Origin of the sequence: Winkia sp. UMB3158 (genome assembly GCF_030217145.1) — a bacterium.
Classification (GTDB): domain Bacteria; phylum Actinomycetota; class Actinomycetes; order Actinomycetales; family Actinomycetaceae; genus Winkia; species Winkia anitrata.
On record NZ_JASONH010000006.1, the window covers coordinates 29,321 to 56,130 of the forward strand.

Genomic DNA, 26,810 nt, shown 5'->3' on the forward strand with positions numbered 1-26,810 from the left:
TCACATCATTGGGGTCGCATCGTTTGGGCGTAGCCGTTCAACAATTACCATCAAAGTTGCCGTCACTACCGCCAGCAGCACGGAAGCAGCCATGGCCATGCCCTGCTCGGTGGCCCCAGGGCGGGACGCCAGTGAATAAATCGTCACGGGCAGCGTGGCCGTCTGCGGGCGTGCCAAGAACGAGGTTGCCCCGAACTCGCCCATCGAAATCGCCAGCGCGAACCCGGCTGCCACCACGCCCGTACGCCACAGGTAGGGCCCATCGATGGTGGCCAGTACGCGTTCGGGGGAAGCCCCCAGGGACGCGGCGGCCTCGCGCTGGCGGGGGTCGATCGCCCTCATCGTGGGCAAGACCGTGCGCGCTACCATGGGAATCGCCACGATGGACTGGGCGATAGGCACCAGCCACCACGACGTAGCCAAATTTAGGGGCGGGCCGGACATGGTTACAAGGAAGCCGAAACCGACAGTAACCGCAGACACCCCGAGCGGCAGCATAAACAGGATGTCCAACGCCTTCAATGCCCCCTTCGCCGCCCTCTTGCGGGGCCTGCGCGACAGAATTACTGACAGCGACACCCCCACCGCGAGCGCCAGCACCGCCGCCACCAGCGCCGTGGCGAAGGAAGTGCCCAGGGAGGAAAGCACGGAGGTTTGGATGGCGGCCGACGCGTCCGCATTGGCCATGTCGGTGTAGTTTTGCAGGGTCCACGCCCCGCCTCGGCGCAGCGACCTGGTCAGCAACCCCACCATGGGCGCGGCCAGCAAAAATACGATAGTCAGGCCCGTTACAACCAGAGCGGGAAGGTCCCCCTTGCGAGGGCGACGGGCCGCCGTCCGCGTCATCTTCTGGCCGCGTTCGACCCGCCCTCGCAAAATTTCAGATAAGGCGAGGGCGGCAACCACTATTACCAGTTGCAATATCGAGAGGACGGCGGCGGCCTGATAGTCCATGTAGGCAACTGTTTCGTTGTAGATTTCGGCCTCGAGCGTGGTAGCACCCGGCCCGCCCAACACCTGCACCAGGGCGTAGGCGGAGGCACAGAAAAGGAACACCATTGAGGCGGCTGACGCGATGGCGGGCACCAGGCGGGGCAGCACGACGGTGAAAAATACGCGCGCAGGCGAGGCGCCCAGGGAGACGGCAGCCTCTTCCGCACGCGGATCTAACCCCGCCCACATGGGCCCCACGATGCGCACTACCAGCGAATAGTTAAAGAACACCATTGCGGCTACCACCAGGGTTTTCGTGCCCATCAGGTGCCAGGATGCCAATGGCCCGCCGGGGCCGAAGAGGGCTCCAAAACCAACGGCTACCGCCATCACCGGGAGCACGAAGGGGATCGACACGAACGCACGCAAGGCACCGCGGAACGGGATCTTCAGCTTGTACAAGACGTAGGCTCCGGGCAAGCCCAACAGCACCGAACCAACGGTTCCGCCCGCAGCCATGCCAACGGTCATAGCGACCACGTCCCACACGCGCCGCCGCCCAAGCGCTTCCGCGAAACCTGAGCCGCCGCCCTCGCCGAAAAGCCCCATCGAAACCATGGTTAGGACAGGCCACAGGAAGAAGATCGCCATAAAAGCGAGCGGGGCGGCCACGCCCAAGGCCAGAGCCAAGTAGCGTGCCGCCCACCGCAATTTCGTCAAGGGAAAACCCTTCGTCTAATCCTGTTTACATCCCCATTGCGTCGGCCCATGTCTTCAGCCACGCAGTGCGATTGTCCGCAACCTTCTTTGGATCGATGTTCAGCGCGTCTTTGACCTCGGCACCGTGCTCGGCTAGATCCTTGGGTAGCTGCGCTTGGGAGTTCACCGGGTACATGTAGTTGACCTTCGAGACGAGTTCCTGCGCGTCTTTAGACAGCAGGTAGTCCATGAGGACCTTGGCACCCTCGGTATTCTTGGCGCCCTTCAGAGCTGACATGTATTCAACGGCGGCGTAGCAGGTCGAATCCATATTCTTCATGTTGAAGACATCCTTTCCGGCCTCGTCTTTACCAGTCGGGTATGCGGGGGAAGAAGCATAACCGGCCATCACCGGCTTGGTGCCGCCGTCAGAGGTAGAGAACTTGGCGAATGCATCAGTCCAGCCGCCGGTTACTTCCACGCCGTTATCCTTCAGTTTCTTCCAGTAGTCAGCGAAAGCATTCTCGCCCTGGTCAGCAATGGTAGCCGTCAGCAGCCCCATGCCCGGAGTGGACTTGCGCGGATCCTCTACCACCACCAGGTTCTTGTATTCTGGCTTAGTCAGGTCTTCAAACGAGGTCGGCGCCTGCTTGCCCTTGTCCTTAAACCACTTTTCGTCATAGTTCAGGCAGTACTGCGACCGATCGAAGGGCACCAACGCCTCCTGGCCCTTCACCTGGTACTGGTCTACGCCCTCGGGCAGCTTCACATCCGCCTTTTCAAACACGCCCTTATCAGCTGCCGTAAGTGCCACGTTGTTATCCATGCCGAGGGCGACATCCGCCACCGGGGCGCCCTTGGACATGACCAGTTTGTTGGTGAGCTCGGCACCATCGCCGCCATCGACGACCTTCAGCTTGTAGCCAGTCTTCTTTTCAAACGCGGGCTGAATGTCCTTAGTGGGGAACGAATCGTAAGCAATCAGAGTGACCGTCTTGTCGGCCTTCTGATCAGAACCCGACTTGTCAGAGGCCGCCTTGTCGGTGCCGTTGCCGGCGCCACAGCCGGAAATCACGATCGTTGACAGCGCCAGCACTGCCACCGCAGAAAACTCTTTATTCATAAAATCCTCCGTTCGGAGGGGACCACATACGTGGCAGAGCTCGACCACCTACGCCAGCATTACCCGGATCAGGTTCGAGGGTCTGCGGACCATCCGCACTCTCAGCCAAACAGCTCCCCTGTCGGGGACAATCATAGCCCACCTAGAGGGCACCTTGCCCAGGCGAGGACCCCGCCCTCTACCGCCCCGCCGCCGGAAAAGGACTAGTGAACACCGGGAATGCCTAAATTGGCGATCATCAACTAAACTCAGGAAGGTGAGCACTTCCGAAGGACTAACCGGGCGCCAACTGTACAGGCGCAAACGGCAACAACGCGAAACCGTCGTCTTCACCATTAGCGCTGCCCTAATGGTTATAGCGCTACTAGTGGGCATGCTGATGGCGTTAGGCATCATTCCCCTGCCATTCGGTAACACGTTCTCGGAAAAGAAACCCGTAGCCCGCATCAGCCAGGTGCCCTGCGTGCCCGAAGGGTCTAAGCCGACCGATCCGAAGGACTCCACGGTGGTCGTACTAAATGGTACGGATAAGGCCGGTCTGGCAACCGAGGTGGCCGGCAATTTGAAGGGGCGCGGCTACAAGATTGGTGAAACTGGCAACGCGCCCACCGGCGAGTTCACCGGCGCTGCCCGTATTCGTACGGGCACCAGCGGTGTCGCGGCGGCATACACGTTGGCCGTGGCCGTGCCCGGCTCCTCGGTAGTGTTGGACGGGACTGCCTCCTCCGGCCTAGAGCTGACGCTAGGCAACGAATTTGCCAAGCTCGAGGACACAAAACACGTTGAGCAGATCCTGAAAAAGGAAGGCCTCAAGTCGCCGCGCACCTGCCTACCAATTGGCCAAAAATCAGTCGAGTAGCGGCACATTTGCTCCGGCGCCCCGCGCAATCTATGGAACTAACTTCTGCGAGCTTGCCTACCAACCTGGCACGGCTATAGGCCATGCCGGTACTGCTTAAACTTTTGCCGCCAGCATCCGCCTTCCCAGAGGCTGCCGGATGCTGGCGGTAGTCTATTTTGGTGTCTGGCCCCGCCCTATGCTGGCAGGACCGCCACCTACTTCACTATAGGAGGCTCGACGCCACGGTCGGCTTCGATTTCCTCGGCCTCATGCTCTAGCTTTTCGGCCTCGGCGTGAAGCTGTGCCGCCCGGTGCCGCTTAGCGTAAGAGGGCGAATCTAGTTCCACGCCTGCGGGTGCGGAGGCGGGCGAAGCCTGCTCCAGGTTGGTCCCGCGCACCTTCGAGATCCACCGCATGATGTGGTAGATCAGGATCGCGGCGGCAGAACCGAGCGCGATGCCTTCGAACACCATGTCGCCCCAGTGCCAGGTGTAGTTGGCGATGGCCACAACCATGGACACAGCTGCGGTGTTCAGGTTTACGGGGTCAGCAAAATCAACCTTGTTCTGTACCCAAATGCGCACGCCCAGCATGCCGATCATGCCGTACAGGACGGTAGAGGCGCCCCCCAGCACTCCCGGCGGGATAGTCGCAATGATTTCGCCGAACTTAGGCAGCAAGGACAGGGCGAGGGCGACGACGGCGGCAATAATGTAGGCTGCGGTCGAGTAGACGCGGGTGGCAGCCATAACGCCAATGTTCTCCGCGTAAGTGGTGGTGCCGGAGCCACCGCCAGAGCCGGCAAGCATGGTCGAGAACCCGTCGGCCATTAGCGCCCGCCCGGTCACATCGTCGAGCTGCTGGCCGGTCATTGCGGACACGGACTTGACGTGGCCGACGTTCTCGGCGATCAACACTAGTACTACGGGCACGAACAGGCCCAGCAGGGACGGGTCGAAGGCCGGCGCGTGGAAGGTGGGCAGACCGATCCAGGCTGCCGAATCGATCGCTTCGAAGTTCACTTCGTGGCGGATCACCGCGCACGCGTAGCCGATCAGTACACCGAACAGGATGGACAGGCGGCCAATGATGCCTTTGAACAGGACGGTGATTGCCAGGATAGAGACGATGGTGACCAGCGCGGTCACGGGCGCCTGTTTGACGTTGTTCCAGGCGGCAGGGGCCAGGTTGAAGCCGATCAAGGCCACGATCGCGCCGGTGACGATCGGGGGCATCACACGGTCAACCCAGTGTGCCCCAGCAAAGTGCACGATCACACCCACCACGAACAGGGCCAGACCCGCACTAATTACGCCGCCTTGAGCCAGGGCCATCTTGGAGGCATCGATGGGGGCGCCGCCGCCAGAAACGTATCCGGTCACTGCCCCAATTGGGGCAATCAGCGCAAATGAAGAACCCAGGTAGGATGGGAGCCGCCCAGAAGTAATAAGGATGAACAAGATTGTGCCCATGCCCGTGAAGAACAGGGTTGTCGAGGGCGGGAATCCGGTCAGTAGCGGCACCAGGAAAGTGGCTCCGAACATTGCCACCACGTGCTGGGCGCCGATGCCAGCAGTGCGGGGCCAGGATAGGCGCTCCTGCGGCATAACCACTTCGCCGGGAGCAATAGTTTTACCGTCGCCGTGAAGGCGCCAGTGACCAAGAATAGGCATTTGGGGATCTCCGATCAATAAGGTGCCAGTTAATGCACCGACCGGGACACCAGCCTAACTGTTTTGCCCGTTCAGATGGAAGCTATTTGCCGTTCACGTGCGCGGTCTAACACGGCGGCGAAGGTGGAGGAGGAAGGAGGTCTTCCTCCTCGAATTGGGCGGCGGCGATAAGGTGAAGCCATGGCGCAAAGTAATATGGAAGCACAGTTAGACGAACTTGCCTCGCTCATGCGGGGTAGGAAAACGGTTGTGATTGCGGGGGCTGGCCTGTCGACGGACGCGGGCATTCCGGACTACCGCGGTACCGGTTCGGGGGATCGCCCGTCGGTAGAGTTTGATGATTTCGTATCAGACCCGGTGTGGCAGCGGTGGGTGTGGATGCGCAACCAGCAGACCTGGCGCACCATGGAAACTCTCTCGCCCACCCCCGGCCATCAGGCGTTGGCACAACTAGAAAAGGCGGGCCTGGTGAGCGCAGTCGCCACCCAGAACGTCGACGGGTTAGACGCGCGGGCCGGGATCCAAAACCTTTATGAGCTGCATGGCTCTTTCAATCGTGTCCGCTGCCTAAAGTGCGGTCAGTACTTTTCGCGCGAGGTCGTAGATAAGGAATTGCGGCGCCTCAACCCGGATCTGAAACCCGATTTGGATCCGCAGCACGTGGCCATTCTTGCCGAGGCCGACCGCACCGCCGCCGAGGCCGACGCCAAAGATTTTGTGTTGGCCCCCTGCACTATTTGCGGTGGGCTGCTAAAGCCGGACGTCATTTTCTTCGGCGAACAGCTGCCCATGGATGCCATGGAAAATTCTTTCGCCGCAGCGGCCACAGCGGACGTGATGCTCACTGTGGGTTCTTCGCTGATGGTGATGACCGGGATGATGGTGTTGCGCGAAGGCGCGATGCACGGGGCGAAGGTTGCCATTGTCAATCGCGGCCGTTGCCAGGGTGACCCCTTCGCGGACGTGCGAATTGAGGGCGGCGCTTCCGAAGCGCTGACCGGCCTAGCTGAGCGGCTGCTAGGCGCAAACTAGCCACCCCCCGGTAATAGTCACAACGCCGGCCTATGCAGGCCTTCAATCTGCCTGCGAACACTGGTGCGGGTGAAATGTCCACTCCCGCTCGCCGATCCCGGCAAGCGGGTGCTTGCCCGGGCTAGCTGCCATTTCTTCTAGCAGCCCGGAGGCTGAATCTACGCCCTCGAACCCCAAAGAGGCTGCAATCATCCCCACCACGTCCCCGACGGACATGCCCCCTTCGCGCAGCTGTCGCAAGGTGACTGCCCCGTCGCGTTTGGCTAGCCGCGCCCCAGATGGCCCCAGCACCAGGGGCACGTGCGCATATTCGACCACCTTCGGCAAACCGAGCAGGTGCGCCAGGTAGGCCTGGGCAGGTGCGGCGGAAAGCAGATCGGCCCCGCGGACAACCTGGTCTACGCCCTCGTCGCCGTCGTCCACAACGCACACCAGGTTATAGGCCAGCTGCCCATCGCCGCGGCGCAACACCAGGTGATCGACTGTGCCTTCCACGTCCCCGGCATACAGGTCGTGCACTCGCCAAGTTTCTCCCCCACGCAGTCGCAGCGCAGGGGCGCGCCCCGCCGCGGCCAACCGTTCCCGCGCGGTCTGCCGTTCGCCCTCGGTAAGGTGCAGACAAGTCCCTGGGTAGAATCCCGGCGGCACGTGGGGCGCTGACGCCGCCTCCCGGATCTCGCGGCGCGAACAGTAGCATTCAAATACGTGCCCACCTGCAAGCAACCGCTCTAATGCCTGCTGGTGGCGGGTGGGAGCCTCACTTTGCCAATACAGTTCATCCCAGTCCAGCCCTAGGGCAGCCAGGTCTTCAAGCTGGCGCTCCCCGGAGGCGTGCGAAGAGCGGGCCGCGTCAATGTCCTCCACGCGCATTACAAAGCGCCGCCCCGTGCCGCGAGCGCCCACCCATGCCAGCAGTGCCGTGCGCAGGTTGCCCACATGTAGATCCCCCGAGGGCGAGGGCGCATACCTGCCTGCAGATTTCTTATTCACGTTTCGACTATAGCGGGCTGAGGCAGCCGGTTGGCGGCGGGCCAGGGGCTGCGAGGTAGGCTAGAGCCTGCCATTCAGCCAGGGATTGGGAAGGCAGGAGTTGCCTAATTCGGTGGTCCTTGGGGATCCAAGACGCCGCCCTCACCTTTTGAAACGGCTTCTAAAACGGCCTTGCCAGGCGGCTTGACTGATCTGGACGGGCAAGGTCCCACATTTATGCGTCACTTGTCGCCTAAGCTCTACTTCCACTAGGCAGAAACTGAAAGGAGCAGTCATGGCCAACCCCTCCAGGAGACAATTTTTGAAGTGGTCCGCATTAGGGGCAAGTGCAGGGGCGCTCGTGGCCTGCTCTGACAAACCCACTGCCGCTCCCAAAAAGTTGGTTCCGAATGGCACGGGCAACACCAGTGCCGACCGCACCGTGTGGAGTGCCTGCACAGTCAACTGCGGTTCCCGCTGCCCGCTGCGCCTACAAGTAAAAGACGGACGAGTCATCCGCGTCCTGCCAGACAACACCGGCAGCGACGAACTGGGCAACCAGCAGGTGCGGGCCTGCCCGCGTGGGCGTTCAATGCGCCAGCGAATCTACAACCCGCAACGGTTGAAGCGCCCCATGAAGCGCAAACCCGGCACGAAGCGTGGCGACGGCCAGTGGGTTCCCATCAGCTGGGATCAGGCCCTCACCGAAATCGCGGACAAGATGAAACAGCTGAAATCCGACTGGGGCAATGAGTGCTTCTACATCCAGTACGGCACGGGCGTACTCGGTTCTACTATGGCTTGCTCGTGGCCGCCAGAGCAGACTCCCGTGGCGCGCATGCTAAACGCCTTCGGTGGCTACCTAGACCACTACTCTGACTATTCGACCACGAACATCACCCAGGCTTACCCGTACTTTTACGGCGAATGGCAGGCGGCCAACAGCTTTGACGACGCTGCAAATGCGCAGCTACAGGTCATGTTCGGCAACAACCCGCTAGAAACCCGCATGTCCGGCGGCGGGCAAACCTTCATCACGCAGGCCACTAAGCGCAAGAGCGGCGTGAAGACCATCATTATTGACCCGCGCTATTCGGAAACCTCGGTGGCGCTCGGCGACGAATGGGTGCCACTGCGCCCCGGCACCGACGCGGCGCTAGTAGCCGGCATGATTTACGTGATGCTGCAAGAAAACCTGCACGACCAGGCCTTCCTGGACAAATACTGCGTCGGCTTCGACGAGGCACACATGCCAAAAGGTGCCCCCAAGAACGCCTCCTACCGCTCCTACCTGGAAGGCAAAGGCAAGGATGGGGTGGAAAAGACCCCACAGTGGGCCGCCGCGATCACGGGGGTTCCGGCCTCGCGAATCCGCCAGCTAGCCCGCACCATCGCGGGGGCGAAACCCTGCGCCATCACCCAGGGGTGGGGCCCGCAGCGGCACGCCAACGGCGAAAACATTGCGCGGGCGATCTTCCTACTAGCTTGCGTAACCGGCAACGTCGGCATCGCTGGGGGCGGGCCAGGCGCGCGCGAGGGCGGAGTAGCACTGCCCGTAACCAAGACCTTCTACGAGGACATAAAGAACCCCTCCATGAAGATCATCTCAGTGTTTAGCTGGTTGGACGCCATAGAGCACGGCCCACAGATGGACACCTTCAACTCGGGGGTGGGCCAAAAACCCGAGTTGGGCGTGCGCGCCCTCAAGGTCCCCGTCGACGAGGACGGCAACCCCACCAACACTCGCCTTACCACCCCGATCAAGGCCATCTTCAACTACGGGTCAAACTCGCTGGTAAACCAGACCGGCGACAACAACCATTCCGTAGACATCCTGCGCGACGAATCAAAATGCGAACTAATCGTCACCTGCGACATTATGCAAACCGTGACGGCACGGTATTCGGACTATCTACTGCCAGGCACTTCCACTGCAGAAGAGTCGGACTACCACCCCGGCGAAAACGCTACCCCCATGGCCTACGGGATCGTTTCCGAACAGGCCATAGAACCGCTATACGAATGCAAATCCATCTTCGACATTTGCACCGAACTATCAGCCAAGCTAGGCATCAAAGAAGCATTCACGGGCGGAAAAACCCGCGAACAGTGGCTCAAAGAAACCGTGGAAACCGGCAGAGCCGAAGACCCAGATCTACCCACTTACGAAGAATGGAAGAAGATGGGCATCTTCCGCAAGAACATGGGCGCTACCGTATCCATGGAGGACTTCCGCAAAGATCCGGACGCAAATCCGCTGGCGACGCCCTCGGGAAAGATCGAAATCTATTCGCAGCGCCTGGAAAACCTGGCACAAAAGTGGACCTTCGGCAAATTCCGTCCCAAGCTGTCCGGCGACGTTATTACGCCTCTCCCCGAACATGTCAACACCTGGGAAGGGGCCGAGGACGCCGCCACCAACAAAAAATATCCGCTGCAGGTTATCGGCCATCACTTTAAGGCACGCACGCACTCTTCATACGGCAACGTGGCATGGCTAAAAGAAGCGCACATCCAAACCGTGTGGATGAACCCGGCAGACGCCAAAGAACGCGGGATAGAAAACGGGGATCTGGTGTTCGTCTACAACGACCGCGGCACCATCCGCCTACCCGCCAAAGTGACCGCGCGCATCGCCCCCGGAACCATGTCAGTGCCGCAAGGAGCCTGGTACGATCCCCGTCCGGCCTCGGAAGTGAAGCCCCCGGCAGGTGCCAACCCGGACAAACCGGTAGACGTGGCCGGATCGGTCAACACCCTGTCCTCACTGCACCCCACTCCCATAGCCAAAGGGATGGGCGTGCACACGATCTTGGCGCAGGCCGTCAAGGCGTAAGATCGCAGCCGGTAATCCGGCAGCTGGCAGGATTCAGGATACAGGTAGACTATTTCGGTAAGGAGGCGCCATGTTTGGGATAGACGGAGCAGAATTTCTGATCATCCTTGTCTTGGCAGCTCTGCTGTTAGGCCCTAAATCTGTGGCGCAAGCGCTACACGGGCTGCGTACACTGCTAGCAGCTTTCCGCAACTGGTCGGCGCGACTGCGAGCCGAAACGCTATCCGATTCTGCCGGCCTTACCGAACAAGACATAAAAAACCTGCAAATGCTACGAGACTTCGACCTTTCGAAGTACAGTCCGAAGCAAATGGTGCGCGAGGCCGTCCAGGAGGAACTGAACGAATGGATGAAGCAGGCGCGCAGTTCAAGCCCCGCCAGCGATGCTGGCACCGCCGCTGGCAGCAATCCCCCAGTTTCTGGGGAACAGTCAGCCCCCGATGGAGGTAAATAGTGAGACCCAGCCACATAATTGTCATCGTAGTTATTCTGCTAGTGCTGTTCGGCGCCTCGAAGCTGCCGGATATTGCCCGGTCGTTAGGCCAGTCCGCCAAGGTCCTGAAGAAGGAAATGCGCGAACTTTCCGAGGACGACGCGGCACCCTCCCAGCAGGCGCAGGTACAGGCGCAGCCGAGTCAGCAAAGCCAGCCGGTGCAGCAGTACCAGCAGCCAGCGACGCAGCCTGGCCAGCCGGCAACGCAAGTGCCCCCGGTACAACCGACTCAGCCGATGCAGGCAACCCCGCCGGTGCAGCAGTACCAGCAGCCCGCACAGCCGCAGCAATACCAGCCGCAGCAGAACCCGCAGATTCCGCTCCAGCAGCAGCCGGTTCCGCCGCAGCAGTTTCAGGAAGGGCAAGGCCCGGCCCAGCCTCAGAACCCAGCTAACTAGTAGGTCATGAAGCGAAACAACCCGCAGGGACGCATGCCCATTGCGGCCCACCTAGCCGAACTGCGCAGGCGCCTTATCTTCGCCCTCGGGGGGATTCTACTCGGCGCAGTAGCAGGCTGGTTCCTTTACGACCCGGTCATGGCATTTATGACGGATCCGCTGAGGGAGCTGCGCACGACGGGCACACAGATCAACTTTCAGACCATCGGAGCAGCTTTCGACCTGAAATTGCAAGTATCCATTTGGCTAGGCGCACTGCTTTCTTGCCCGTGGTGGATATTTCAGATCGGCGCGTTCATCGCCCCCGGCCTACGCCGAAAAGAAAAACTGTATGTCGCCATCTTCGGACTGGTAGGCGTCGCCCTCTTCGTAGCAGGAGCAATCACCGGCGTTTGGGTAGCCCCGAAGGCCGTGCGCATCTTACAGTCATTTGTACCGGTAGGAGGCGTCTCCCTACTACAGGCCTCTAGCTACATCAGCTTCTACATGCGCCTAGTAATCCTATTTGGGCTGTCCTACCTGCTGCCCGAGGTCCTGGTACTAGCTAACTTCATGGGTGTACTATCCGCGCGCACCATGCTGAGGGCATGGCGGTGGGTGGTGCTCGTCTGTTTCGTGTTTGCGGCGATCGCGAACCCGCTGCCGAGCCCGTGGCCCATGACCGTACAGGCGCTCGTGCTGGTGGCACTATACCTGTTTGCGATACTGATCTCGTGGATACGCGAACGCTACCTTGCCTACGGGTGGCGGCTCCGCCCAAAGGCGGGGGCCAAGGCAGCCGAGGGCGAGCCGGTGCAAAACTCACGGCGGCAAATCCCCCGCAAACGCGTCGACTAGTTTGCCCTTCCCCGGTAGAAAGCCGCTGCGGATTAGTGTGTGCATAATGGTATGGACTTATCGAAGGAGACATCATGGCAGACCCAGCAAAGAGCCCCCAGATGGCCGAATGGCTACAAGACGTCGCAAAACACTTGCAGTTGCAGGACAATCCCCTACCGGAGGCTCAGGAAGAACTACTGAACATGGTGGGCAAGGTTGCCCACGGCCCATCCCGTCCTGGCGGACCGCTGACCGCCTTCCTAATCGGATACGCAGCAGGCAAAGCCGACATCGATCCGGCAAAGGCTGCCCGCGAAATTGGCGAATTAGCCCAAAACTGGCCGGCTTAACTGCTGGCAGGTGCGCAGCCGGTAGGTGTTAGTAGGCAAGCTGGCCGAAGCGACTGTGCTTTCGGCCCACTTTTGCTGCCTACTTGAAGCGCACGCCCTCGGCGAAAGCACACGCCCTCGGCGAAAGCACACGTCCTCGTCGAAAGCACACCAAGCAGTGCAAATTTCGATGAGCCCTCGACCATCCGATGTGTTTTGGAGGGCTCAATGTGCTTCGGACCATTCAATGCGCTTTGCAGCTAAGGCTAGAATCGACCATTTTGCCGGCCACCACCTCAGTAGCCACCGCGCCAGGTCTTGCCAGGCCCCCGCGTTTCCAGCAAATCCTTAGCTTACCGCCCGCGTTATTTATCGCCCTCGATAAAGCCGCGTCTTGGCATCGGGGCTTTGCCGGATTCATTTAGGTGCACCAGCTGCCATGGCGGGGCAAGCGTCAGGTAGGTAGCAACAACCTCGCGGGCGCTCGCACTCATTCCGGTACGCAGCCACGCAGTAATGATGGCGATCATGTTGTGCAACTGTTGCGACACGGCCATTTCCACCCACAAGTCAGTAGCCTGCCATTCCAGGCGCGCAGCGAAATCGGCAACGTAGGTGCGGAACACTTCCTCTAGTCGCGTGGCAAATAGGGCCCGCACTGACGAGGACGTATTCTTCACAAACACTTGGCTGTAAATTTCCGGATCACGAGCGATCACTTCCATGATAGCCACATATATGCTGGTCAGGCGCTCTCGGGTATCTGCTGCGCCATCGCCTAGTAGTTTGGCCAGGGCAGAAAAGTGCGGTTCCAGTTGGCCCGTCAGATAGTCCGCCAGAAAATGGGCTGGACTGGGGGCATGCTTATAGAACGTTTGTCTTGCAACCCCGGCTCGCCCCGTTAGTTCAGAAACAGAAATGTCGTCTACGTTGCGTTCCTTAGCTAACTCAACCAGGGCACTAACGAGGGCGGCCCGCACCCTCTTATACCGCGGATCGTCTTGGGGGCTGCGACGCACGCCGACACTCTGGGGAGCGCTCACGCGACCTCCTTCACCGATGCGCAAATTTTGCCAACACAAAGTACCCGTCAGTTTATACCAACTATTGGCGCCCCTCCTGGGCCCGGGCGCACCGTGCAGGTAGTCGACCGCCCTCGCCCATTAAGGAAAGGTGAGCGCTGCGAAAGTCGCCGCCTCTTTACAGCCTAAAACCCACGTTCGTGGGAGGCTCTGCAACAATTAGCCCGAGCACTAATAGACACTTGTCATTAAAGCAAAGAGGTAGCGGTGAAAGATTTGAAATCGGCTTCAGGCCCAACTCGTCGTTCCTTCCTAAAATGGTCGGCCGTCGCGGGAGCAAGCGCCGGGCTGGTGGCATGCGCCAAAGAAGACGTGAAGTACTCCCACCCTGGCAAGGGCAACCTGGTAGCCAACGGCACCGGGCGCACCGATGTTGACCGCACAGTTTCCTCCGCATGCGTAGTCAACTGTGGCTCCCGCTGCCCGCTGCGCTTACAGGTCAAAGACGGCACGGTTGTGCGCGTACTGCCGGACAACACCGGGGACAACACCATCAAGAACCGCAACATTCTTGCCTGCGTTCGAGGGCGAAACATGCGTGAACGCATCTACAACCCCGACCGCATCAAGACCCCGCTAAAGCGTGTCGGAAGGAAACGCTCGGACGGCAAATTCAAGGCAATCAGCTGGGATGAAGCCTTCGATATTATTACCAAACAGCTGCGCTACACATACGACAAGTACGGCCCCGAATCGGTATACAAAAACTATGGGTCGGGCGTATGGAACGCGCACGTGGCCTACTCCGGCGGCTGGCACCGCCTCTTCAATCTGCTAGGCGGACACCTGGGCTATTACGGCAACTACTCCTACCTGCAGATTTCCCAGTGCACCAAGTACGTCTATGGGGCGGCGGACGAACAGATCTCGAACTCGTTGGAAGATTCCATCGACAATTCCAAGCTGATCGTGTTCTGGGGCAACAACCCCCTGGAGACTCGCATGTCCGGTGGTGGCATCGCCTTCACCGCCACGCAGGCACATAAGGCGGGCGTGAAGATCATTGTGGTGGACCCGCGGTATTCGGATACGGCCTCGACCATTGCCGACCAGTGGATCCCGATCCGTCCCGGCACCGACGCAGCGCTAGTGGCCGCCATGGTCCACGTAATGCTGAAAGAAAACCTGCACGACCAGGCCTTCCTTGACAAGTACTGCATCGGCTTCGACGAGGCACACATGCCTAAGGGTGCCCCCAAGAATGCCTCCTACCGTTCCTACGTGGAAGGAAAAGGCAAGGACGGGGTGGAAAAGACCCCCGAATGGGCAGCCCCGATTACCGGTATCCCCGCAGACACCATCCGCAAGTTTGCGCGCGAGGTCGCCACTTCCGGCCCCGTAAATATCAATCAGGGGTGGGGCCCGCAGCGGCACGCAAACGGCGAAAACCAGGCCAACTCGATCTACCTGCTGGCATGCGTTACCGGCAACGTGGGTATTCCCGGCGGCGGCACCGGCTGACGCGACGGCTACTACTGGCCCAAGTCCGTGTGGATGGACGACGGGGAAAACCCGGTTGAAACCACCATCAGCTGCTACAAGTGGACCGACGCCATCGACCACGGGCCGGAAATGACCGCCCTGAAGGATGGGGTGCGCGGCAAGGACAAGCTGGACGTGGGCATCAAGTTCATGGTGATTTACGGTTCCAACATGCTGTCTTCGCAGCACGGCGACATAAACCGCACCCGCAAGATTCTAGATGACGATTCTAAGTGCGAATTCATCCTGGGCATGGACAACCAGATGACCGCCTCCATGAAGCTGTGCGACCTGGTTCTGCCTGACACTACGACCTCGGAAAGATGGGACTTGATCCCCAGCGAATACACTGGCGAACTGGCCTACGAAATCATGGCAGAAAAAGCAATCGAACCGCTATACGAATGCCGCTCCGCTATTGACGTGACTGCCGAAATCGCCCGTCGCATGGGCATCGGCGACAAATTCTCGCAGGGCAAGAAGACCACCGAAGATTGGGCACGCGAAATTCAGGATGTCACGCGCAAGGACAACCCGGAATTCCCCACCTTCGACGAGCTGCGCAAGATGCGTGTATACCGCTACCCCTCCAAGGAGCACGTGGTGCCGCTGAAGGAATTCCGCGAAGATCCCAAGGCGAACCCGCTGGATACGCCCTCGGGAAAGATTGAGCTATATTCCTCCCAGCTGGCAGAACTGGCAAAGACCTGGCAGTTCCCGAACCCGCTGCCGGGGGACGAGATCACGCCCATTCCCGCATACGTTCCAACGCGCGAGGGCGTCGAAGAGGCGCGCACCAACAAGAAGTACCCGTTGCAGGTTATTGGACATCACTACAAGTCCAGGACTCACTCCACCTACGGAAACCTGTCCAAGAACCGCGAGGCACACCCGCAAAAGGCGTGGATCAACACCGCCGACGCGAAGGAACGAGGCATCCAAAATGGCGACCAGGTGCTCATTTTCAACGACCGCGGCAAGATCCAGACGCAAGCCTTCGTATCTCCGCGTATCGCCCCCGGCGTCGTGTCAGTACCGCAGGGCGCTTGGGTCGAGTGGGATAAGGACGGCGTTGACCACGGCGGCGCGATGAACGTGCTCACCTCACTGCACACCACTCCTCTGTCGAAGGGCAACGGGCAACACACAAACCTGGCTCAGGTGAAGAAGGCGTAATAACACATCCCGCTACTGCGTCCGGCTCGCTTCCGGCCGGGCGCAGGCGGGGCCATATTTTTTAACATCAGCGCAGGATTTCGGCACTACCGCAGGCTTTATGGGACTGCTATACTCGGCTGTGCAAACGTTTGCATACGCATCTACGCAGGCAAGCAAAACTAACAACTACATAAACGCTAAAGACTCAGACTGTTCCATATGGAGGCAACGATGCCACGGAAGATAATCCTGGACTGCGACCCAGGACATGACGATGCGGTAGCCATGATGTTGGCGTGGGGCAACCCGGAAATAGAACTCGCGGCGGTAACTACCGTGGGCGGCAACCAGACACTGCAGAAAGTAACGCGCAATGCGCTCAGCGTCGCCACCGTGATCGGAATGCACGACGTGCCCATCGCGGCCGGTTGCAAGAACCCGCTGGTGCGTCCTGTAGAAATTGCCGAGGACGTACACGGAGACACCGGCTTAGATGGGGTAGACCTTCCCGAACCGGCAATGCAACTCGATCCGCGCCACGGCGTGGACCTGATCATTGACACCATCATGCAGGCAGAACCGGGCGAAATTACCCTGGTTCCCACCGGTCCTCTAACCAACATCGCAATGGCCGTTCGCAAGGAACCGCGCATCGTGGAACGCGTGCGCGAGGTCGTCCTCATGGGCGGCGGCTACCACACCGGCAACTGGTCGCCAGTTGCCGAATTCAATATCAAGGTTGACCCCGAGGCCGCCCACGTCGTATTCAACGAAAACTGGCCGGTGGTAATGGTGGGCCTGGATCTGACTCACCAGGCGCTGGCAACCGACGACGTGGCCAAGCAGATCGCCGCACATCCTGGCCCGGTATCGGACTTCACCCTGGGGCTGTTTGCCTTCTTCCGCAAGGCCTACAAAGATGCCCAGGGCTTCGACTTCCCGCCGGTGCACGATCCGTGTACCGTCGCCTATCTGATCGACCCGGCAATCGTAAAGACCGTGAAGGTTCCAATCGACATCGAATTGACTGGCACTCTTACCCTGGGAATGACGGTAGCCGATTTCCGCGCTCCAGCTCCAGGGGACTGCCACACTTGGGCAGCAACCGAGTTGGACTTCCACAAGTTCTGGGACGTAGTCACCGATGCCATCGATCGCATTCAGAAACAGTTGCCCGCCCACCAATCTGCAAACTAACCCGGCAAACAACCCATCGATAGCAAGGCGAATAAATGAATTCGACTAAGACCCGTTCCGTAGCCGCAGTGATGACTGCGCTGCTCATTGCCTGTTTTGCGTTCCAGCTGAACGCCTCCATGCTCTCGCCGGCACTGGTGACCATGGAGAAGGAACTGCACACCGACGCCAACACCATTGGACTAACCCAAACGGTGTTCTTCACCGGCGCTGCCCTCTTCTCACTATTCCTCCCTCGCCTCGGCGACATCATTGGCAGGCGCAAGCTGCTGGTAGCAATGATGACGCTGACCGGCATCGGCTGCGTGCTTTCTGCCCTGGCAGGCACTTTTGAATCCGTGGCGTTGCTGATGATCGGCCGCCTAATTCAAGGCGTCGCCGGCCCCACAGTGCCGGTGTGCCTGATCATCTTGCGCCAGGCAGTTACTGACAACAAGCTCTACGGCACCCTAATGGGGGTTATCACCGCTGTAAACGGTGGCATCGCCGGCGTAGACGCCCTGGCTGGCGGTTACCTGGCTGGCCACTTCGGCTTCTCCTCGGTCTTCTGGGTAATGGCCCTTATCGCCCTCATAGCGGCGGGATGCGTCCTGGTCATGACTGACGAAACTAGCATCGACACGCCTGTTCCCATGGACTGGCTCGGCACGCTACTGCTGGTCATAGCCGTAGGTACGGCTCTTGTAGCCATCAACGAGGCGGCCAAACTCGCCGCTGCCAAGTGGGTGCTAGTCGTGATATTGGCGGTCGTTTGCGTACTCAGCGCACTCACCTTCTGGCGGCGCGAGGGCGCCACGGCTCACCCGCTCGTCACCACCACTTACCTGAAGGCCCGCTCCACCTGGGCATTGTTGACCACCACCCTACTGACCATGACCGGCGTCTTCGCCATCATGAACGGCATCATCCCCGCCCTCGCACAGGACGGCGAGGTAGGAGCGGGCATGGCCGCAGAGGTCGTCTCGTTGTACACCTTGACGCCCTACGCGATCGCCGGGCTAGCCATGGGCCCAGTCGCTGGCACGCTGGCAGGCCGCATCGGCTACCACAAAGTGCTGCGCATCGGGCTAGCTGGCACCATCATCGGACTGATACTGACCATCTTCAGTGTTTACCACCCCACCCCCGCATTCTTGCTGATCATTTCCATTTTCGTGGGTATCACCTACGCGGGCATTGGAAACATCATGCTAAACGGGCTGGGCATTGAGCTCTCGCCCGCTGACAACCCCGGATACCTGCCGGGCCTGAACGCGGGCGCCTTCAACCTAGGCGCAGGCATGTCATTCGCGGTACTGTACGCGATCAATACAGCTGCCGGCATGGGCCAGCACGGCTACGTCGTTACCACCGTCGCCGGCGCCATCCTGCTGTGCGCAGCCTTCGCGTTCTCTCTATTGATTCCGAAGCACGCACCCCAGCAATGATCACCCAAAAGGAACTGGCTCAAAGGCTCGGGCTTTCCGTATCCACGGTGTCCCGAGCCTTAGCCGGCTCCACCAAACTTCCTCCCGAAACCGTAGAGCGCGTGCAGGGACTAGCCGCACAAGTCGGCTACCGCCGCTACCGTCCCGCCTCCGCACTGCGCACGCGCCGCACCGGAGTAATCGGCCTGGCAGTGGGCGACATAGACAACCCCTATTTCGCTTCCTTGGCCCATCACATTGAACGAGAAGTAGACAAAGTCGGCCTCTCACTCCTAATCGCAAACAGCCAGGAAGACCCCACGGCGCAAGAAAAAGTCATCGGTTCCATGCTTGCGCAGGGCGTAGACGGTCTCCTGCTGGTGCCCACCGGAGAGGCGAGCCCCCTTACTATCCGCCTCATCAACCAGGTACCCACTGTGGCCGTAGACCGCGTCCTGGATGGGACCGAGTTGGACTGCGCCCTCGTCGATAGCGCCCTGGCGGTGGTCCAGTTGGCCGCGCACCTGGCCCAAAATGGCTACTTCCGTCCCGCCATCTTGTGCGGTCCCACCGACACGTCTACCGGGATCTCGCGCGCCGAGGCCGTAGCCGCGGCTTTGCGCCGACACTTTCCGGATGCCCCTATCCCCACCGGGCACGTGCCGCACAACCCGAATCTTGCCAGGGCGGCCTGCGCCAAGTTACTTTCTAGCAACGACGTTGACGCACTAGTAGTGGGCGGGAACATGATTGCCCTCGGCGCATTGCAATGTTTACAGGAGACGAGAGCACAGATCGGCCTCGCCACGTTTGATGACCTGCCCTGGTTTAGCTATTTGCGCCCGTCTTTGACCGCGATTGCGGCTGACCCTGCGGCACTTGCCCGAGCCGCTACCACACTGCTGCGCCGGCGCATCAATTCGCCCTCTGCCAGTCCAAAGACCATCTTTCAGCCCGCAACGCTGCGGCTGCGAAACTCAACAACCCGCCTCTCTTAGGAGTAAAACATGCAGCTCAATTCCCTTTTAGAAACTCTTACCGCCACGCCCGGCAAGGTCGCGGTTGTGGGCTCCCTGAATGCTGACCTAACCGTACGCACCGCTGATTTTCCGCGCCCCGGACAAACAGTTACCGGCCAGGACCTGGTGATCCTGCCCGGCGGAAAGAGTGCCAACCAGGCAGTGCAGGCGGGCCTGTTGGGCGCGCATGTGAGCATGGTCGGTGCCGTGGGCCGCGACGCCAACGGGCAGCTGCTGCTGGATTCACTCGATCAGGCCGGGGTGGACACAGCCGCCATCGAGCGCATCGATACTCCTACTGGCACCGCCATCATCACAGTGAACGATCAGGGCGAAAATACGATCGTGGTATCGCCGGGAGCCAACGGCAGCGTGGATGCTGCCACCGTTTCGAAGCACGCCCACCTGATTGAAGAGGCCGACGCCTTGGGGATTTGCCTGGAGGTCAGCTTGGAAGCGGCTTGCGCTGCCGCCGCAATTGCTCGCGCGGCTGGCACGGTCGTGTTTTTCAATAACTCTCCGTTCCGCCCCGACCTTCCCACGGAACTGATGCAGAACGTCGATGTTCTGATCGTCAACGAACATGAGCTTCGGGACATGCTTGCCCACCAGGATTTAGAGTTCTCGGACTGGGAGCAGGCTGGCCGAGCTCTGTCCACTTTGGGCGTGGCCAGAGCCGTGATCACTTTGGGGGCCGAGGGGTCGCTAGTGCTCGCCGGCGAGCAGATAACTAAGGTGGCTCCCTATCCCGTGAATGCGGTGGATACTACGGGCGCGGGCGACTCCTTCTTTGCGACCTTGTTGGCAGCCACTGCTGCCGGCTTAGATCTTGCCGAGGGCGCCCACGTCGCCTCCGCAGTTTCCGCTTTTTCAACCCAGAAACTGGGGGCGCAAGCTTCCTACGCCGAGGCGGGCACAGTTTCGGCGGCGTTCTGCCGCTAGCCAGGCACGTTCTACCCGGATAAGTAGTGCCTTCGCCCTCGCCCAATAAAGAAACACCTGGGTGCCCTTAAAGTAGCCGGACTTGGCCCATTTTCTGCGGCAAAATCCCTGCTTACTATAGTTGCCCATATACGTAAGCGACACCTGTCGCCGAAACTTCGGATAGAACATGAGGAGGAAGCGATGGCGCAGAACGTGATCCCCCAACCGGGCAGACACGACACGGCAGACGAACCATTCACGCAGAAAGACGCCGGGTACGGATTTGTTTTCGACCAGACTCTGTGCAACGGATGCAAGGCCTGCCAAATCGCTTGCAAGGACAAGCACGACCTACCCGTGGGCATGAACTGGCGCCGCGTGATCGAATACACAGGTGGATCTTGGCATACCAACAAACAAGAAGGTACCTTCACCCCATCGGTATTCAGCTACTACACCTCCATCTCATGCAACCACTGCGAAAACCCCATCTGCATGCGAGTTTGTCCGACCACCGCGATGAGCCGCCGCGAGGATGGCACGGTCTACGTCGACCAAAGCAAATGCGTTGGTTGCCGCTACTGCCAGTGGGCGTGCCCTTACGGAGCGCCACAGCTTGACTCACGTACCGGACACATGTCAAAGTGCGATTTGTGCTACGACTACCGAGAGCAGGGGCAAAACCCAGCTTGTGTCGACGCCTGTCCCACTCGCGCTCTCGGCTGGGGGCCCATTGACGCGCTTCGCAAGGAATTCGGGTCGGAGGCAGGTATTGCCCCGCTCCCTGACCCGTCCATTACCAAGCCACACCTGGTAGTGAAACCGCACCGTGATGCTCAGAAGTGGGACGAAGGCACGGGCACTATTCAGAACCCTAAAGAACTCTAGTTAGGGACTTCGAAAAAGGAGCATCATGCACATCGGCGAACTGCCAATGATCATCTTCACCACCGTGGCACAAATGTCAGTGGGGGCGTTTTGGATCCTTGGCATAATCCAGTTCATTGGCCGCTGGACCGGGATGCGGCACGTAACCATCGATCGCATCACTAACGCTGGCATGTACGCGGCCGGCCCACTACTAGTCCTGGGCTTTTTTGCCGCGTTCTTCCACCTGAACGATCCGATGCACTCGCCATACACCCTGTTCAATATGGGTTCCTCGTGGCTGTCTCGCGAACTCATATCCGGAGTGCTGTACGCAGCCCTAGGCGCATTGTTCGCAATCACCCAGTGGTTCGACCTCTTTTCTCGCAAGGTACGTGACGTGCTGGCCATCCTGACGGCACTAGCAGGGCTAGCCCTACTGGTATCCATGTGCGGGGTTTACTACTTCACCGAAACCGTGCCCGCCTGGCACTCTTGGTTCACCTGGGTATCTTTCTTCTGCTCCGCGTTCTTTACTGGGGCGCTGGCAGTGGCCGTTGCTCTGTTTGCTGCTTGGAGCGTACAGAATAAGCGTGATGGCAACCCCACTCCCCTGGTCTCCGGTTCTCAGATCCAGGAAGAGGACGTAGCGAAGGGCAAGATCACTAAGGAACAGTGGCGCGAATATAAGGCCACTGGCACTACCGACGGCAAGGGCGATTCCGTTTCGACCTTCCGCAAGGCAACCGGCCTTATTTCCCGAGGGCTATTCCCTGAGGGGCGTATGACCATCGAGATGGTGTCTTTGACCCAGCGGTCCTTGCGCATGGCTGCTTCCGTTGCCGCTGTTGCTGGCGCTATTTTATTAGTCGCCTACCCGTTCCACATGACTGGGCTAGGGCTTGGCTCCGAGGTGGAACGCCAAGTAGCGCACGCGATGATGGACCACGGGTACCTAGCAATTCGCCTGATTACGTTAGCGCTCGCCGTACTGTTGATCGCGCTGGTTCTGCGCAAGCAACTAGAAAAGGCCACTAGCCCTTCTACCCTGCTAGTCGTCCTGCTGGCAGTCGCTTTCATTCTGGCTATTGCCACCGAGCTTTTGGGTCGCGGCCTGCACTACGAAGGCCTAATCCGTGCTGGCATCAACACCACGATGGGCTAGCGAGCAAACGACAGCTCCTACCCGGGTCGGTTGCAGTCGCATCTGGCCCGGGTTTTTACATGTACAAGCAGAGGCCGGCAAGGCCTACGGCTCCGGCGCAATAGCAAATGGCAAGAAGTTTTAAATTTAATTTTCCTAGTCATTTTATTGGCCAATATTAAAAATATGAATATTTACCTGAGTCAGAGCGATCTTGTGTGTTAATCTATTTTTCACATTCCTTAATGGCACCTTAATCTAGCTACTCAAAAATATCTTTTTCTTGCGCAGCTACTCTATGATGCGTATTGTGTGCGGCGAAGCGCACTTTCACACCTCGAAGGAGAGGAATATGAGACCATCGATCCGCTTAGGCATCGGAACTTTACTCGCAATAACGGTGCCCTTCTCTATCGCCGCACCTTCTAACGCAACTTCGGCAGAGCCTAGTCCGGCCAGGACCACTACCGTCACAACCACTTCACAGGTAGCCGACCAGATTTTAAATAGGATTATCAGCGTACTAGATTCGCTACCTGAAGACATAAAGAACGGGAACCCATCTAATCCTAAGGTAGCGGCAGCTGTGAGAAATGCGCTTAAAGGAGTGAACACTTAAAGGAGTGAACACTGTTGGCATCTCCCGAGCCGTTACGGCGACTAACTGGGCCCTTTGCGCATCGCAGGTAGCTGCTACCGTACTCCAATATGGCATTCCAATCGCGAAAGTAATTTCTTGGTTGAAGAAAGCGAGAGCACTCTGGGGCGGCTTGCGCGGAATCTATTATGCGATAGCTAGCGGTAGCGCTGCAGCCGAGATAGGTGAGGATGCGGTAAGTATTATTGAGGGCATCTTAGGATTAGATGCGGTAAAGAAAGCTTGTTTTTCTTAAAACGAGGCAGCAATGTTTAAGAACCAGAATCCTGACCAAATTGAGTTCCAGCACGTCCTTGCCGGACATCTATTTATAGGCGCAATAAAGACAATTACAGCGTTGGCAGTTTTCGCTCTAATAAATCTGATTTTAGGTACGCATAAGATTACCGCAGAGAACTTTGTACCTGGGTACATAATAATTGCCATCGCGACCGAAAGCTTTGCCTCAATTTTGCTCTATACGTTGCAGCAGCGATACCACAGTACCCAACCTGGAACAAAGTGGAATTATTTCGCAACAGTCTTGTTTTCCCTGGCCATTAGCCTCATAATCGCGTGGTTCGCCAGTAAGGACATCAACGCAACAGCCGTAATGGCGATCATTTATCCGGTTCTTTCTCTAGTTGAGATCCTTACCATGAAGCCGTGGGATACGGACCTATCCCGCACTGAGGTACACCAAAAGTGGGAAGAAACTAAAGTAATGACCCGCGAGCACTTCCAGTCAGACTCCGATACCGACTCCGATGAGCGGTACTAAGAAAACCGCTTCGCCCTCGAAAGAAACGTATTTTGAGAAAACCTAACCGAAAATTCTCTGACTACGTGATAACCCATGTGGTATTCGGCTTGTTCGCCATGCTTCCTATGGGCTTCATCATCACTGCTATAAATCTGACTTTTGGCGCACACAAGATAAGCTTCGCGACACTGTGGGCAACCTACATAGCGATCATGGCCGCCACAGAATCCGTCGAAGCCACACTAATTTATATGGCGCACCGCCGCAAACTAGGTACAAAATGGTGCTTTCTAGCGGGAATTGGGATTGCTTGCTTTGGAGGCTTCGCCCTCGCCAACACGTTTATAGCACCCCTGTCCCCAGCGCTGCTCGTCGCCTCGGCGTATCCACTGACACTTACGCTAGAGGCAATCTTCATCCGACCCTGGCGGGAGCTGCCCACAGGCCAACCCCACTCGGAATCGATGCGTGTCTTCGCAAGTGACATGTTCAAAGAGGCTCAAGATAGGTAGCCTACTAGGCGTCTTAAATGCCTACCCTTCCTAGCTGCACCTTCGAAACTACCCCAAAGATAACCAAATCTGTCAGCCGCAGACGAAAGCACCTACTGCTAACAGACTGGTCGGGCATAACCCCTTATCATGGTACCTATGCAGCTTCCCAGGAGCAGCGGCACCCCGCCAGTTACCTGGGTCGACCGCTATATACCAACGATAGGATCCTATGCTCGACGTCAATAAGCTTGATGCTTTCAGCGCGGCTTTTGCCGTGCTTGCCTCTTTGCACCTGCAACCCGCCAAGGACGACACGGCCTCCTCTATGCGGAACATGATCGGTCAGTGGCCTCTGCCCCTAGAAGGAGACACCAAAGACGGAGCCCGCGAAATCTCCCATAGCACGGACGAGGACGAAGACGCTAGATGGGCGGATCAAAATGAGGTTTACGGTATAGCTGCCGGCGCCAAGGTTGCACCCTACGAATCCGTTCACCGCGGTACTGACGGCCTAGTCTTCGACGAACAGACATTGCAGGTGAGGAAGTTTTATGCGGCGCTCGGCTACGAGGCTCCCCGCATGGGCCACGACCCGGATGACCACATTGGCCTAGAACTAGATTTCCTCTCCAAGGCCACCCTGGCCGTCCTCGACGAACTGGATGCGAACCAGCCCGAACGCGCACAGGCCGCCCTCGACTTGGCAGCTGCCTTTACTTTCGAGCACGTAGCTGCCTGGGCCCCACAGATGCTTGCCAGCGCAGCCGAGGCCGCCACTACCCACTGGCTTACCGGCGTCCAGAAACTTACCTGCGGCACCCTGGCACAGTGGCAAAATGCCCTCCAACAGGATGGGTATTCACCAGCCTGCGGTTGCGGTGAAAACTGCGGATGTGCTTCTACTCCCGCACCCGAACCGGTGAAGATCGAGGACAACCCGATTTCGTGGAAGGACCAGCTGTAATGGCTTTCGACCCATTCACTACCCCAGCCGCGGAAGATATCACCAGCCGCGGAGTGCGCGTCGGCACCGCAGCTTCTGTACTGCACAAGATTTTCGCAGCCATGCCTGACCGCGGCCTGTTGGAAAACCTTTCCAATCCCGCGCTTCTGCGCATGTGGCCGCTGCGGGACGAACAGTCAGTCCAGGCGGCAGCCATCTTAGAGAACGAGCACGAGCACGGACGCGACCTTTCAAACGAGTACGCCCGCCTGTTCGGGCCTTTGGGCCGCGTATCCTTGTTGGGCCAGGACCCGGATGCGGCCTTGCCCGCCCTGTACAGCAAGTTCGGCTTTGCCGCGCCAACGCCCTCGCTACCCCCAGCGCATTTTGCCACGCAGCTGGCGTTCATCGGTCACCTTGCGACTTTCCTTGCGGGGCTTTGGCGCGAGGGCGAAGCCCCGGACGCCCACCAAACTGGGGGCACATTGCAAACCTTCGTAGACCGCTACACTGGCCCGCTGGCTGTAGACGTGGTGGGCGGAGTGCGCACGCAGTCCGCCTCCCCAACGTATAAGGCCGCTGTAGAACTGGCCGCAGCTTTGGTGAAGGAAGCCGCCAGCCTAGCTGAGGCAGCCACTACCTTAGATCCGGCCACTGCTGGGCCCTCTGAAACCGAGCTATAAATGGATCTACGCCCGGCGTTGCAGTGGTTGGCCGCAGCTGACCCGGTGGAAAACCTAGTGCTGTTTTGCAAGGATGCTGCCGTACCCGCCCTTGGCAAGAAGGATGCTGGCCTTATTCTTCCCGGACATGCCCAGGACCTGACTGCGCCCCAAGCCGCGCAACTTCTGGTACAGGGAGCCTCCTACCTGCAACTTTACCCCTGCTCGACCTGTGCTCCGCTGCCGGGCTTGCAGGCTGTCCTGGGCGAATTGGTGCTCCCTTTCGCCCCACCCGAGCGAGCCAGCCGCCGCCCACAGATAATGGATGTGGCCACCGGGCTGGTTCCGCGCCGCACTCTGCTGCCGACCCGCTCCGATTCGGCGCTCACCATTTCGGCCAGTAATTCTTGGCGCAGCTTTGAAGCCTTTCACGACCTGGCCACAGCGCACGCCATCTTCCGGCCCACCGATTTTTCCGAGGCCGACGCCCTGCACTGCCTACGCTGTTCCACCTGTGCCACACTGATTGAGAAGTGCCCGGCAAATGCCGACCGCAACTTTACGGCCCGGGCCGCCGCCACCAACTTTCGCGCCCTCTGCCCGGCCTGCCAGGTGGCCGCACACTACTGTCCGAATCGTTCCGTAGCGGACGAGCAGGGGGCTACTGCCTTGACCTCTTTCACGGCCACCCAGCAGGACGGCGAGCAGCTCCAGCCCTGCGAGAAATGCAAGAACCCGCACCCGGCTGCCGAGGGCGAGCTGTGCCGCATGTGTGCCTACCGGGAGCAACACCCATTCACCGCCGCGATGCCCACCGAAGCGTTAGCTGCCCTTCCCGAGGACGTGCGCCGCCAGCTGCGCGGCATCTAGTAGCGGACATCGCGGTC

At 59.2% G+C, this 26,810-nt stretch carries 27 protein-coding genes and 1 riboswitch; of the genes, 21 read left to right on the forward strand and 6 right to left on the reverse strand.

Annotated features, from left to right (window positions below):
- Both QP400_RS07665 and QP400_RS07670 read right to left on the reverse strand, forming a co-directional pair.
- Window positions 1-1,653, reverse strand: a complete 1,653-nt coding sequence (locus tag QP400_RS07665) for an ABC transporter permease (RefSeq protein ID WP_004806756.1) — start codon at window positions 1,651-1,653, stop codon at window positions 1-3.
- A 25-nt stretch (window positions 1,654-1,678) separates the two neighbouring features.
- Window positions 1,679-2,755 (reverse strand): thiamine ABC transporter substrate-binding protein, encoded by a 1,077-nt coding sequence (locus QP400_RS07670; protein ID WP_004806758.1) that lies wholly within the window; start codon window positions 2,753-2,755, stop codon window positions 1,679-1,681.
- Window positions 2,756-2,783: 28 nt separating this feature from the next.
- A riboswitch (TPP riboswitch) is annotated at window positions 2,784-2,885 on the reverse strand.
- A 126-nt stretch (window positions 2,886-3,011) separates the two neighbouring features.
- Here QP400_RS07670 and QP400_RS07675 point away from each other — a divergent pair.
- A complete protein-coding gene (locus QP400_RS07675) occupies window positions 3,012-3,614 on the forward strand; it encodes a LytR C-terminal domain-containing protein (protein WP_004806760.1) in 603 nt (200 codons plus the stop codon).
- 197 nt (window positions 3,615-3,811) lie between these two features.
- Here QP400_RS07675 and QP400_RS07680 read toward each other — a convergent pair whose 3' ends face one another.
- Window positions 3,812-5,269 carry a uracil-xanthine permease family protein gene (locus QP400_RS07680; protein ID WP_004806762.1) on the reverse strand — a complete coding sequence of 486 codons (1,458 nt, stop codon included), beginning with the start codon at window positions 5,267-5,269 and terminating at the stop codon, window positions 3,812-3,814.
- A 180-nt stretch (window positions 5,270-5,449) separates the two neighbouring features.
- Here QP400_RS07680 and QP400_RS07685 point away from each other — a divergent pair, with 180 nt between their 5' ends.
- Window positions 5,450-6,301, forward strand: coding sequence for a Sir2 family NAD-dependent protein deacetylase (locus QP400_RS07685; RefSeq protein ID WP_004806763.1), 852 nt, complete (start codon window positions 5,450-5,452; stop codon window positions 6,299-6,301).
- Between the two features lie 42 nt (window positions 6,302-6,343).
- Here QP400_RS07685 and gluQRS read toward each other — a convergent pair whose 3' ends face one another.
- Window positions 6,344-7,291 carry a tRNA glutamyl-Q(34) synthetase GluQRS gene (gluQRS, locus tag QP400_RS07690; RefSeq protein ID WP_081499182.1) on the reverse strand — a complete coding sequence of 316 codons (948 nt, stop codon included), beginning with the start codon at window positions 7,289-7,291 and terminating at the stop codon, window positions 6,344-6,346.
- Window positions 7,292-7,565: 274 nt separating this feature from the next.
- On the opposite strand from gluQRS, the gene QP400_RS07695 reads away from it, so the two are divergent.
- From QP400_RS07695 to QP400_RS07715, 5 genes are all read left to right on the forward strand, one after another.
- Entirely contained in the window at window positions 7,566-10,106 is a 2,541-nt protein-coding gene (locus QP400_RS07695) for a DMSO/selenate family reductase complex A subunit (RefSeq protein ID WP_004806771.1), read from the forward strand.
- Window positions 10,107-10,176: 70 nt separating this feature from the next.
- Window positions 10,177-10,560: a twin-arginine translocase TatA/TatE family subunit gene (locus QP400_RS07700; RefSeq protein WP_004806772.1), complete on the forward strand. Its 384-nt coding sequence runs from the start codon at window positions 10,177-10,179 to the stop codon at window positions 10,558-10,560.
- Complete coding sequence (gene tatA, locus QP400_RS10500) at window positions 10,560-10,997, forward strand: twin-arginine translocase TatA/TatE family subunit (RefSeq protein ID WP_004806774.1); 438 nt, start codon at window positions 10,560-10,562, stop codon at window positions 10,995-10,997. Before QP400_RS07700 ends, tatA begins: the two co-directional genes overlap by 1 nt.
- 33 nt (window positions 10,998-11,030) lie before the next feature.
- Window positions 11,031-11,834 carry a twin-arginine translocase subunit TatC gene (gene tatC, locus QP400_RS07710; protein ID WP_004806776.1) on the forward strand — a complete coding sequence of 268 codons (804 nt, stop codon included), beginning with the start codon at window positions 11,031-11,033 and terminating at the stop codon, window positions 11,832-11,834.
- Between the two features lie 74 nt (window positions 11,835-11,908).
- The gene (locus QP400_RS07715; RefSeq protein ID WP_004806778.1) at window positions 11,909-12,166 is read left to right on the forward strand and encodes a DUF6457 domain-containing protein; all 258 of its coding nucleotides are present in this window, start codon (window positions 11,909-11,911) and stop codon (window positions 12,164-12,166) included.
- Window positions 12,167-12,510: 344 nt separating this feature from the next.
- On the opposite strand, the gene QP400_RS07720 is transcribed toward QP400_RS07715, so the two are convergent.
- On the reverse strand, window positions 12,511-13,188 hold the full coding sequence (locus QP400_RS07720) for a TetR/AcrR family transcriptional regulator (protein WP_004806780.1): 678 nt from the start codon (window positions 13,186-13,188) through the stop codon (window positions 12,511-12,513).
- Between the two features lie 246 nt (window positions 13,189-13,434).
- Here QP400_RS07720 and QP400_RS07725 point away from each other — a divergent pair, with 246 nt between their 5' ends.
- The 8 genes from QP400_RS07725 to QP400_RS07760 all read left to right on the forward strand — a co-directional run bounded on the left by QP400_RS07725 (window position 13,435) and on the right by QP400_RS07760 (window position 22,445).
- Window positions 13,435-14,688: a molybdopterin-dependent oxidoreductase gene (locus tag QP400_RS07725; protein WP_004806782.1), complete on the forward strand. Its 1,254-nt coding sequence runs from the start codon at window positions 13,435-13,437 to the stop codon at window positions 14,686-14,688.
- A gap of 33 nt (window positions 14,689-14,721) precedes the next feature.
- On the forward strand, window positions 14,722-15,885 hold the full coding sequence (locus QP400_RS10505; RefSeq protein WP_004806785.1) for a molybdopterin dinucleotide binding domain-containing protein: 1,164 nt from the start codon (window positions 14,722-14,724) through the stop codon (window positions 15,883-15,885).
- A gap of 213 nt (window positions 15,886-16,098) precedes the next feature.
- Window positions 16,099-17,064: a uridine-preferring nucleoside hydrolase UriH gene (gene uriH, locus QP400_RS07735; RefSeq protein WP_004806786.1), complete on the forward strand. Its 966-nt coding sequence runs from the start codon at window positions 16,099-16,101 to the stop codon at window positions 17,062-17,064.
- 35 nt (window positions 17,065-17,099) lie between these two features.
- On the forward strand, window positions 17,100-18,491 hold the full coding sequence (uriT, locus tag QP400_RS07740) for a uridine transporter UriT (protein WP_004806788.1): 1,392 nt from the start codon (window positions 17,100-17,102) through the stop codon (window positions 18,489-18,491).
- Window positions 18,488-19,468: a LacI family DNA-binding transcriptional regulator gene (locus QP400_RS07745; RefSeq protein WP_004806791.1), complete on the forward strand. Its 981-nt coding sequence runs from the start codon at window positions 18,488-18,490 to the stop codon at window positions 19,466-19,468. Before uriT ends, QP400_RS07745 begins: the two co-directional genes overlap by 4 nt.
- Window positions 19,469-19,477: 9 nt before the next feature.
- Window positions 19,478-20,431 carry a ribokinase gene (locus tag QP400_RS07750; protein ID WP_004806793.1) on the forward strand — a complete coding sequence of 318 codons (954 nt, stop codon included), beginning with the start codon at window positions 19,478-19,480 and terminating at the stop codon, window positions 20,429-20,431.
- 183 nt (window positions 20,432-20,614) lie between these two features.
- On the forward strand, window positions 20,615-21,301 hold the full coding sequence (locus tag QP400_RS07755; RefSeq protein WP_004806794.1) for a DMSO/selenate family reductase complex B subunit: 687 nt from the start codon (window positions 20,615-20,617) through the stop codon (window positions 21,299-21,301).
- A gap of 25 nt (window positions 21,302-21,326) precedes the next feature.
- On the forward strand, window positions 21,327-22,445 hold the full coding sequence (locus tag QP400_RS07760; protein ID WP_285462624.1) for a dimethyl sulfoxide reductase anchor subunit family protein: 1,119 nt from the start codon (window positions 21,327-21,329) through the stop codon (window positions 22,443-22,445).
- A gap of 309 nt (window positions 22,446-22,754) precedes the next feature.
- On the opposite strand, the gene QP400_RS07765 is transcribed toward QP400_RS07760, so the two are convergent.
- Complete coding sequence (locus QP400_RS07765; RefSeq protein WP_040315120.1) at window positions 22,755-22,970, reverse strand: hypothetical protein; 216 nt, start codon at window positions 22,968-22,970, stop codon at window positions 22,755-22,757.
- Between the two features lie 77 nt (window positions 22,971-23,047).
- On the opposite strand from QP400_RS07765, the gene QP400_RS07770 reads away from it, so the two are divergent.
- From QP400_RS07770 to QP400_RS07795, 6 genes are all read left to right on the forward strand, one after another.
- Window positions 23,048-23,317 (forward strand): hypothetical protein, encoded by a 270-nt coding sequence (locus QP400_RS07770; protein ID WP_004806799.1) that lies wholly within the window; start codon window positions 23,048-23,050, stop codon window positions 23,315-23,317.
- 12 nt (window positions 23,318-23,329) lie between these two features.
- Window positions 23,330-23,842 carry a hypothetical protein gene (locus QP400_RS07775; RefSeq protein WP_004806801.1) on the forward strand — a complete coding sequence of 171 codons (513 nt, stop codon included), beginning with the start codon at window positions 23,330-23,332 and terminating at the stop codon, window positions 23,840-23,842.
- Between the two features lie 32 nt (window positions 23,843-23,874).
- Window positions 23,875-24,336, forward strand: a complete 462-nt coding sequence (locus QP400_RS07780; protein ID WP_040315122.1) for a hypothetical protein — start codon at window positions 23,875-23,877, stop codon at window positions 24,334-24,336.
- A 211-nt stretch (window positions 24,337-24,547) separates the two neighbouring features.
- Complete coding sequence (locus QP400_RS07785; RefSeq protein ID WP_004806806.1) at window positions 24,548-25,282, forward strand: TorD/DmsD family molecular chaperone; 735 nt, start codon at window positions 24,548-24,550, stop codon at window positions 25,280-25,282.
- Window positions 25,282-25,944 carry a molecular chaperone TorD family protein gene (locus QP400_RS07790; RefSeq protein WP_004806807.1) on the forward strand — a complete coding sequence of 221 codons (663 nt, stop codon included), beginning with the start codon at window positions 25,282-25,284 and terminating at the stop codon, window positions 25,942-25,944. Before QP400_RS07785 ends, QP400_RS07790 begins: the two co-directional genes overlap by 1 nt.
- Window positions 25,945-26,793 (forward strand): hypothetical protein, encoded by an 849-nt coding sequence (locus tag QP400_RS07795; RefSeq protein ID WP_004806809.1) that lies wholly within the window; start codon window positions 25,945-25,947, stop codon window positions 26,791-26,793.
- Window positions 26,794-26,810 lie beyond the last annotated feature (17 nt).

Bases quoted from the DNA above. Each gene is read 5' to 3' on its own strand.
- QP400_RS07785 (WP_004806806.1), top strand. From the start codon at position 24,548: ATGCTCGACGTCAATAAGCTTGATGCTTTCAGCGCGGCTTTTGCCGTG.
- QP400_RS07695 (WP_004806771.1), top strand. From the start codon at position 7,566: ATGGCCAACCCCTCCAGGAGACAATTTTTGAAGTGGTCCGCATTAGGG.
- QP400_RS07750 (WP_004806793.1), top strand. From the start codon at position 19,478: ATGCAGCTCAATTCCCTTTTAGAAACTCTTACCGCCACGCCCGGCAAG.
- QP400_RS07765 (WP_040315120.1), bottom strand. From the start codon at position 22,970: ATGTCTTCAGGTAGCGAATCTAGTACGCTGATAATCCTATTTAAAATC.
- uriT (WP_004806788.1), top strand. From the start codon at position 17,100: ATGAATTCGACTAAGACCCGTTCCGTAGCCGCAGTGATGACTGCGCTG.
- QP400_RS07670 (WP_004806758.1), bottom strand. From the start codon at position 2,755: ATGAATAAAGAGTTTTCTGCGGTGGCAGTGCTGGCGCTGTCAACGATC.
- QP400_RS10505 (WP_004806785.1), top strand. From the start codon at position 14,722: ATGGACGACGGGGAAAACCCGGTTGAAACCACCATCAGCTGCTACAAG.
- QP400_RS07795 (WP_004806809.1), top strand. From the start codon at position 25,945: ATGGATCTACGCCCGGCGTTGCAGTGGTTGGCCGCAGCTGACCCGGTG.
- QP400_RS07760 (WP_285462624.1), top strand. From the start codon at position 21,327: ATGCACATCGGCGAACTGCCAATGATCATCTTCACCACCGTGGCACAA.
- QP400_RS07790 (WP_004806807.1), top strand. From the start codon at position 25,282: ATGGCTTTCGACCCATTCACTACCCCAGCCGCGGAAGATATCACCAGC.
- QP400_RS07680 (WP_004806762.1), bottom strand. From the start codon at position 5,269: ATGCCTATTCTTGGTCACTGGCGCCTTCACGGCGACGGTAAAACTATT.
- QP400_RS07755 (WP_004806794.1), top strand. From the start codon at position 20,615: ATGGCGCAGAACGTGATCCCCCAACCGGGCAGACACGACACGGCAGAC.
- QP400_RS07685 (WP_004806763.1), top strand. From the start codon at position 5,450: ATGGCGCAAAGTAATATGGAAGCACAGTTAGACGAACTTGCCTCGCTC.
- QP400_RS07700 (WP_004806772.1), top strand. From the start codon at position 10,177: ATGTTTGGGATAGACGGAGCAGAATTTCTGATCATCCTTGTCTTGGCA.
- QP400_RS07775 (WP_004806801.1), top strand. From the start codon at position 23,330: ATGTTTAAGAACCAGAATCCTGACCAAATTGAGTTCCAGCACGTCCTT.
- tatC (WP_004806776.1), top strand. From the start codon at position 11,031: ATGCCCATTGCGGCCCACCTAGCCGAACTGCGCAGGCGCCTTATCTTC.
- QP400_RS07715 (WP_004806778.1), top strand. From the start codon at position 11,909: ATGGCAGACCCAGCAAAGAGCCCCCAGATGGCCGAATGGCTACAAGAC.
- uriH (WP_004806786.1), top strand. From the start codon at position 16,099: ATGCCACGGAAGATAATCCTGGACTGCGACCCAGGACATGACGATGCG.
- QP400_RS07745 (WP_004806791.1), top strand. From the start codon at position 18,488: ATGATCACCCAAAAGGAACTGGCTCAAAGGCTCGGGCTTTCCGTATCC.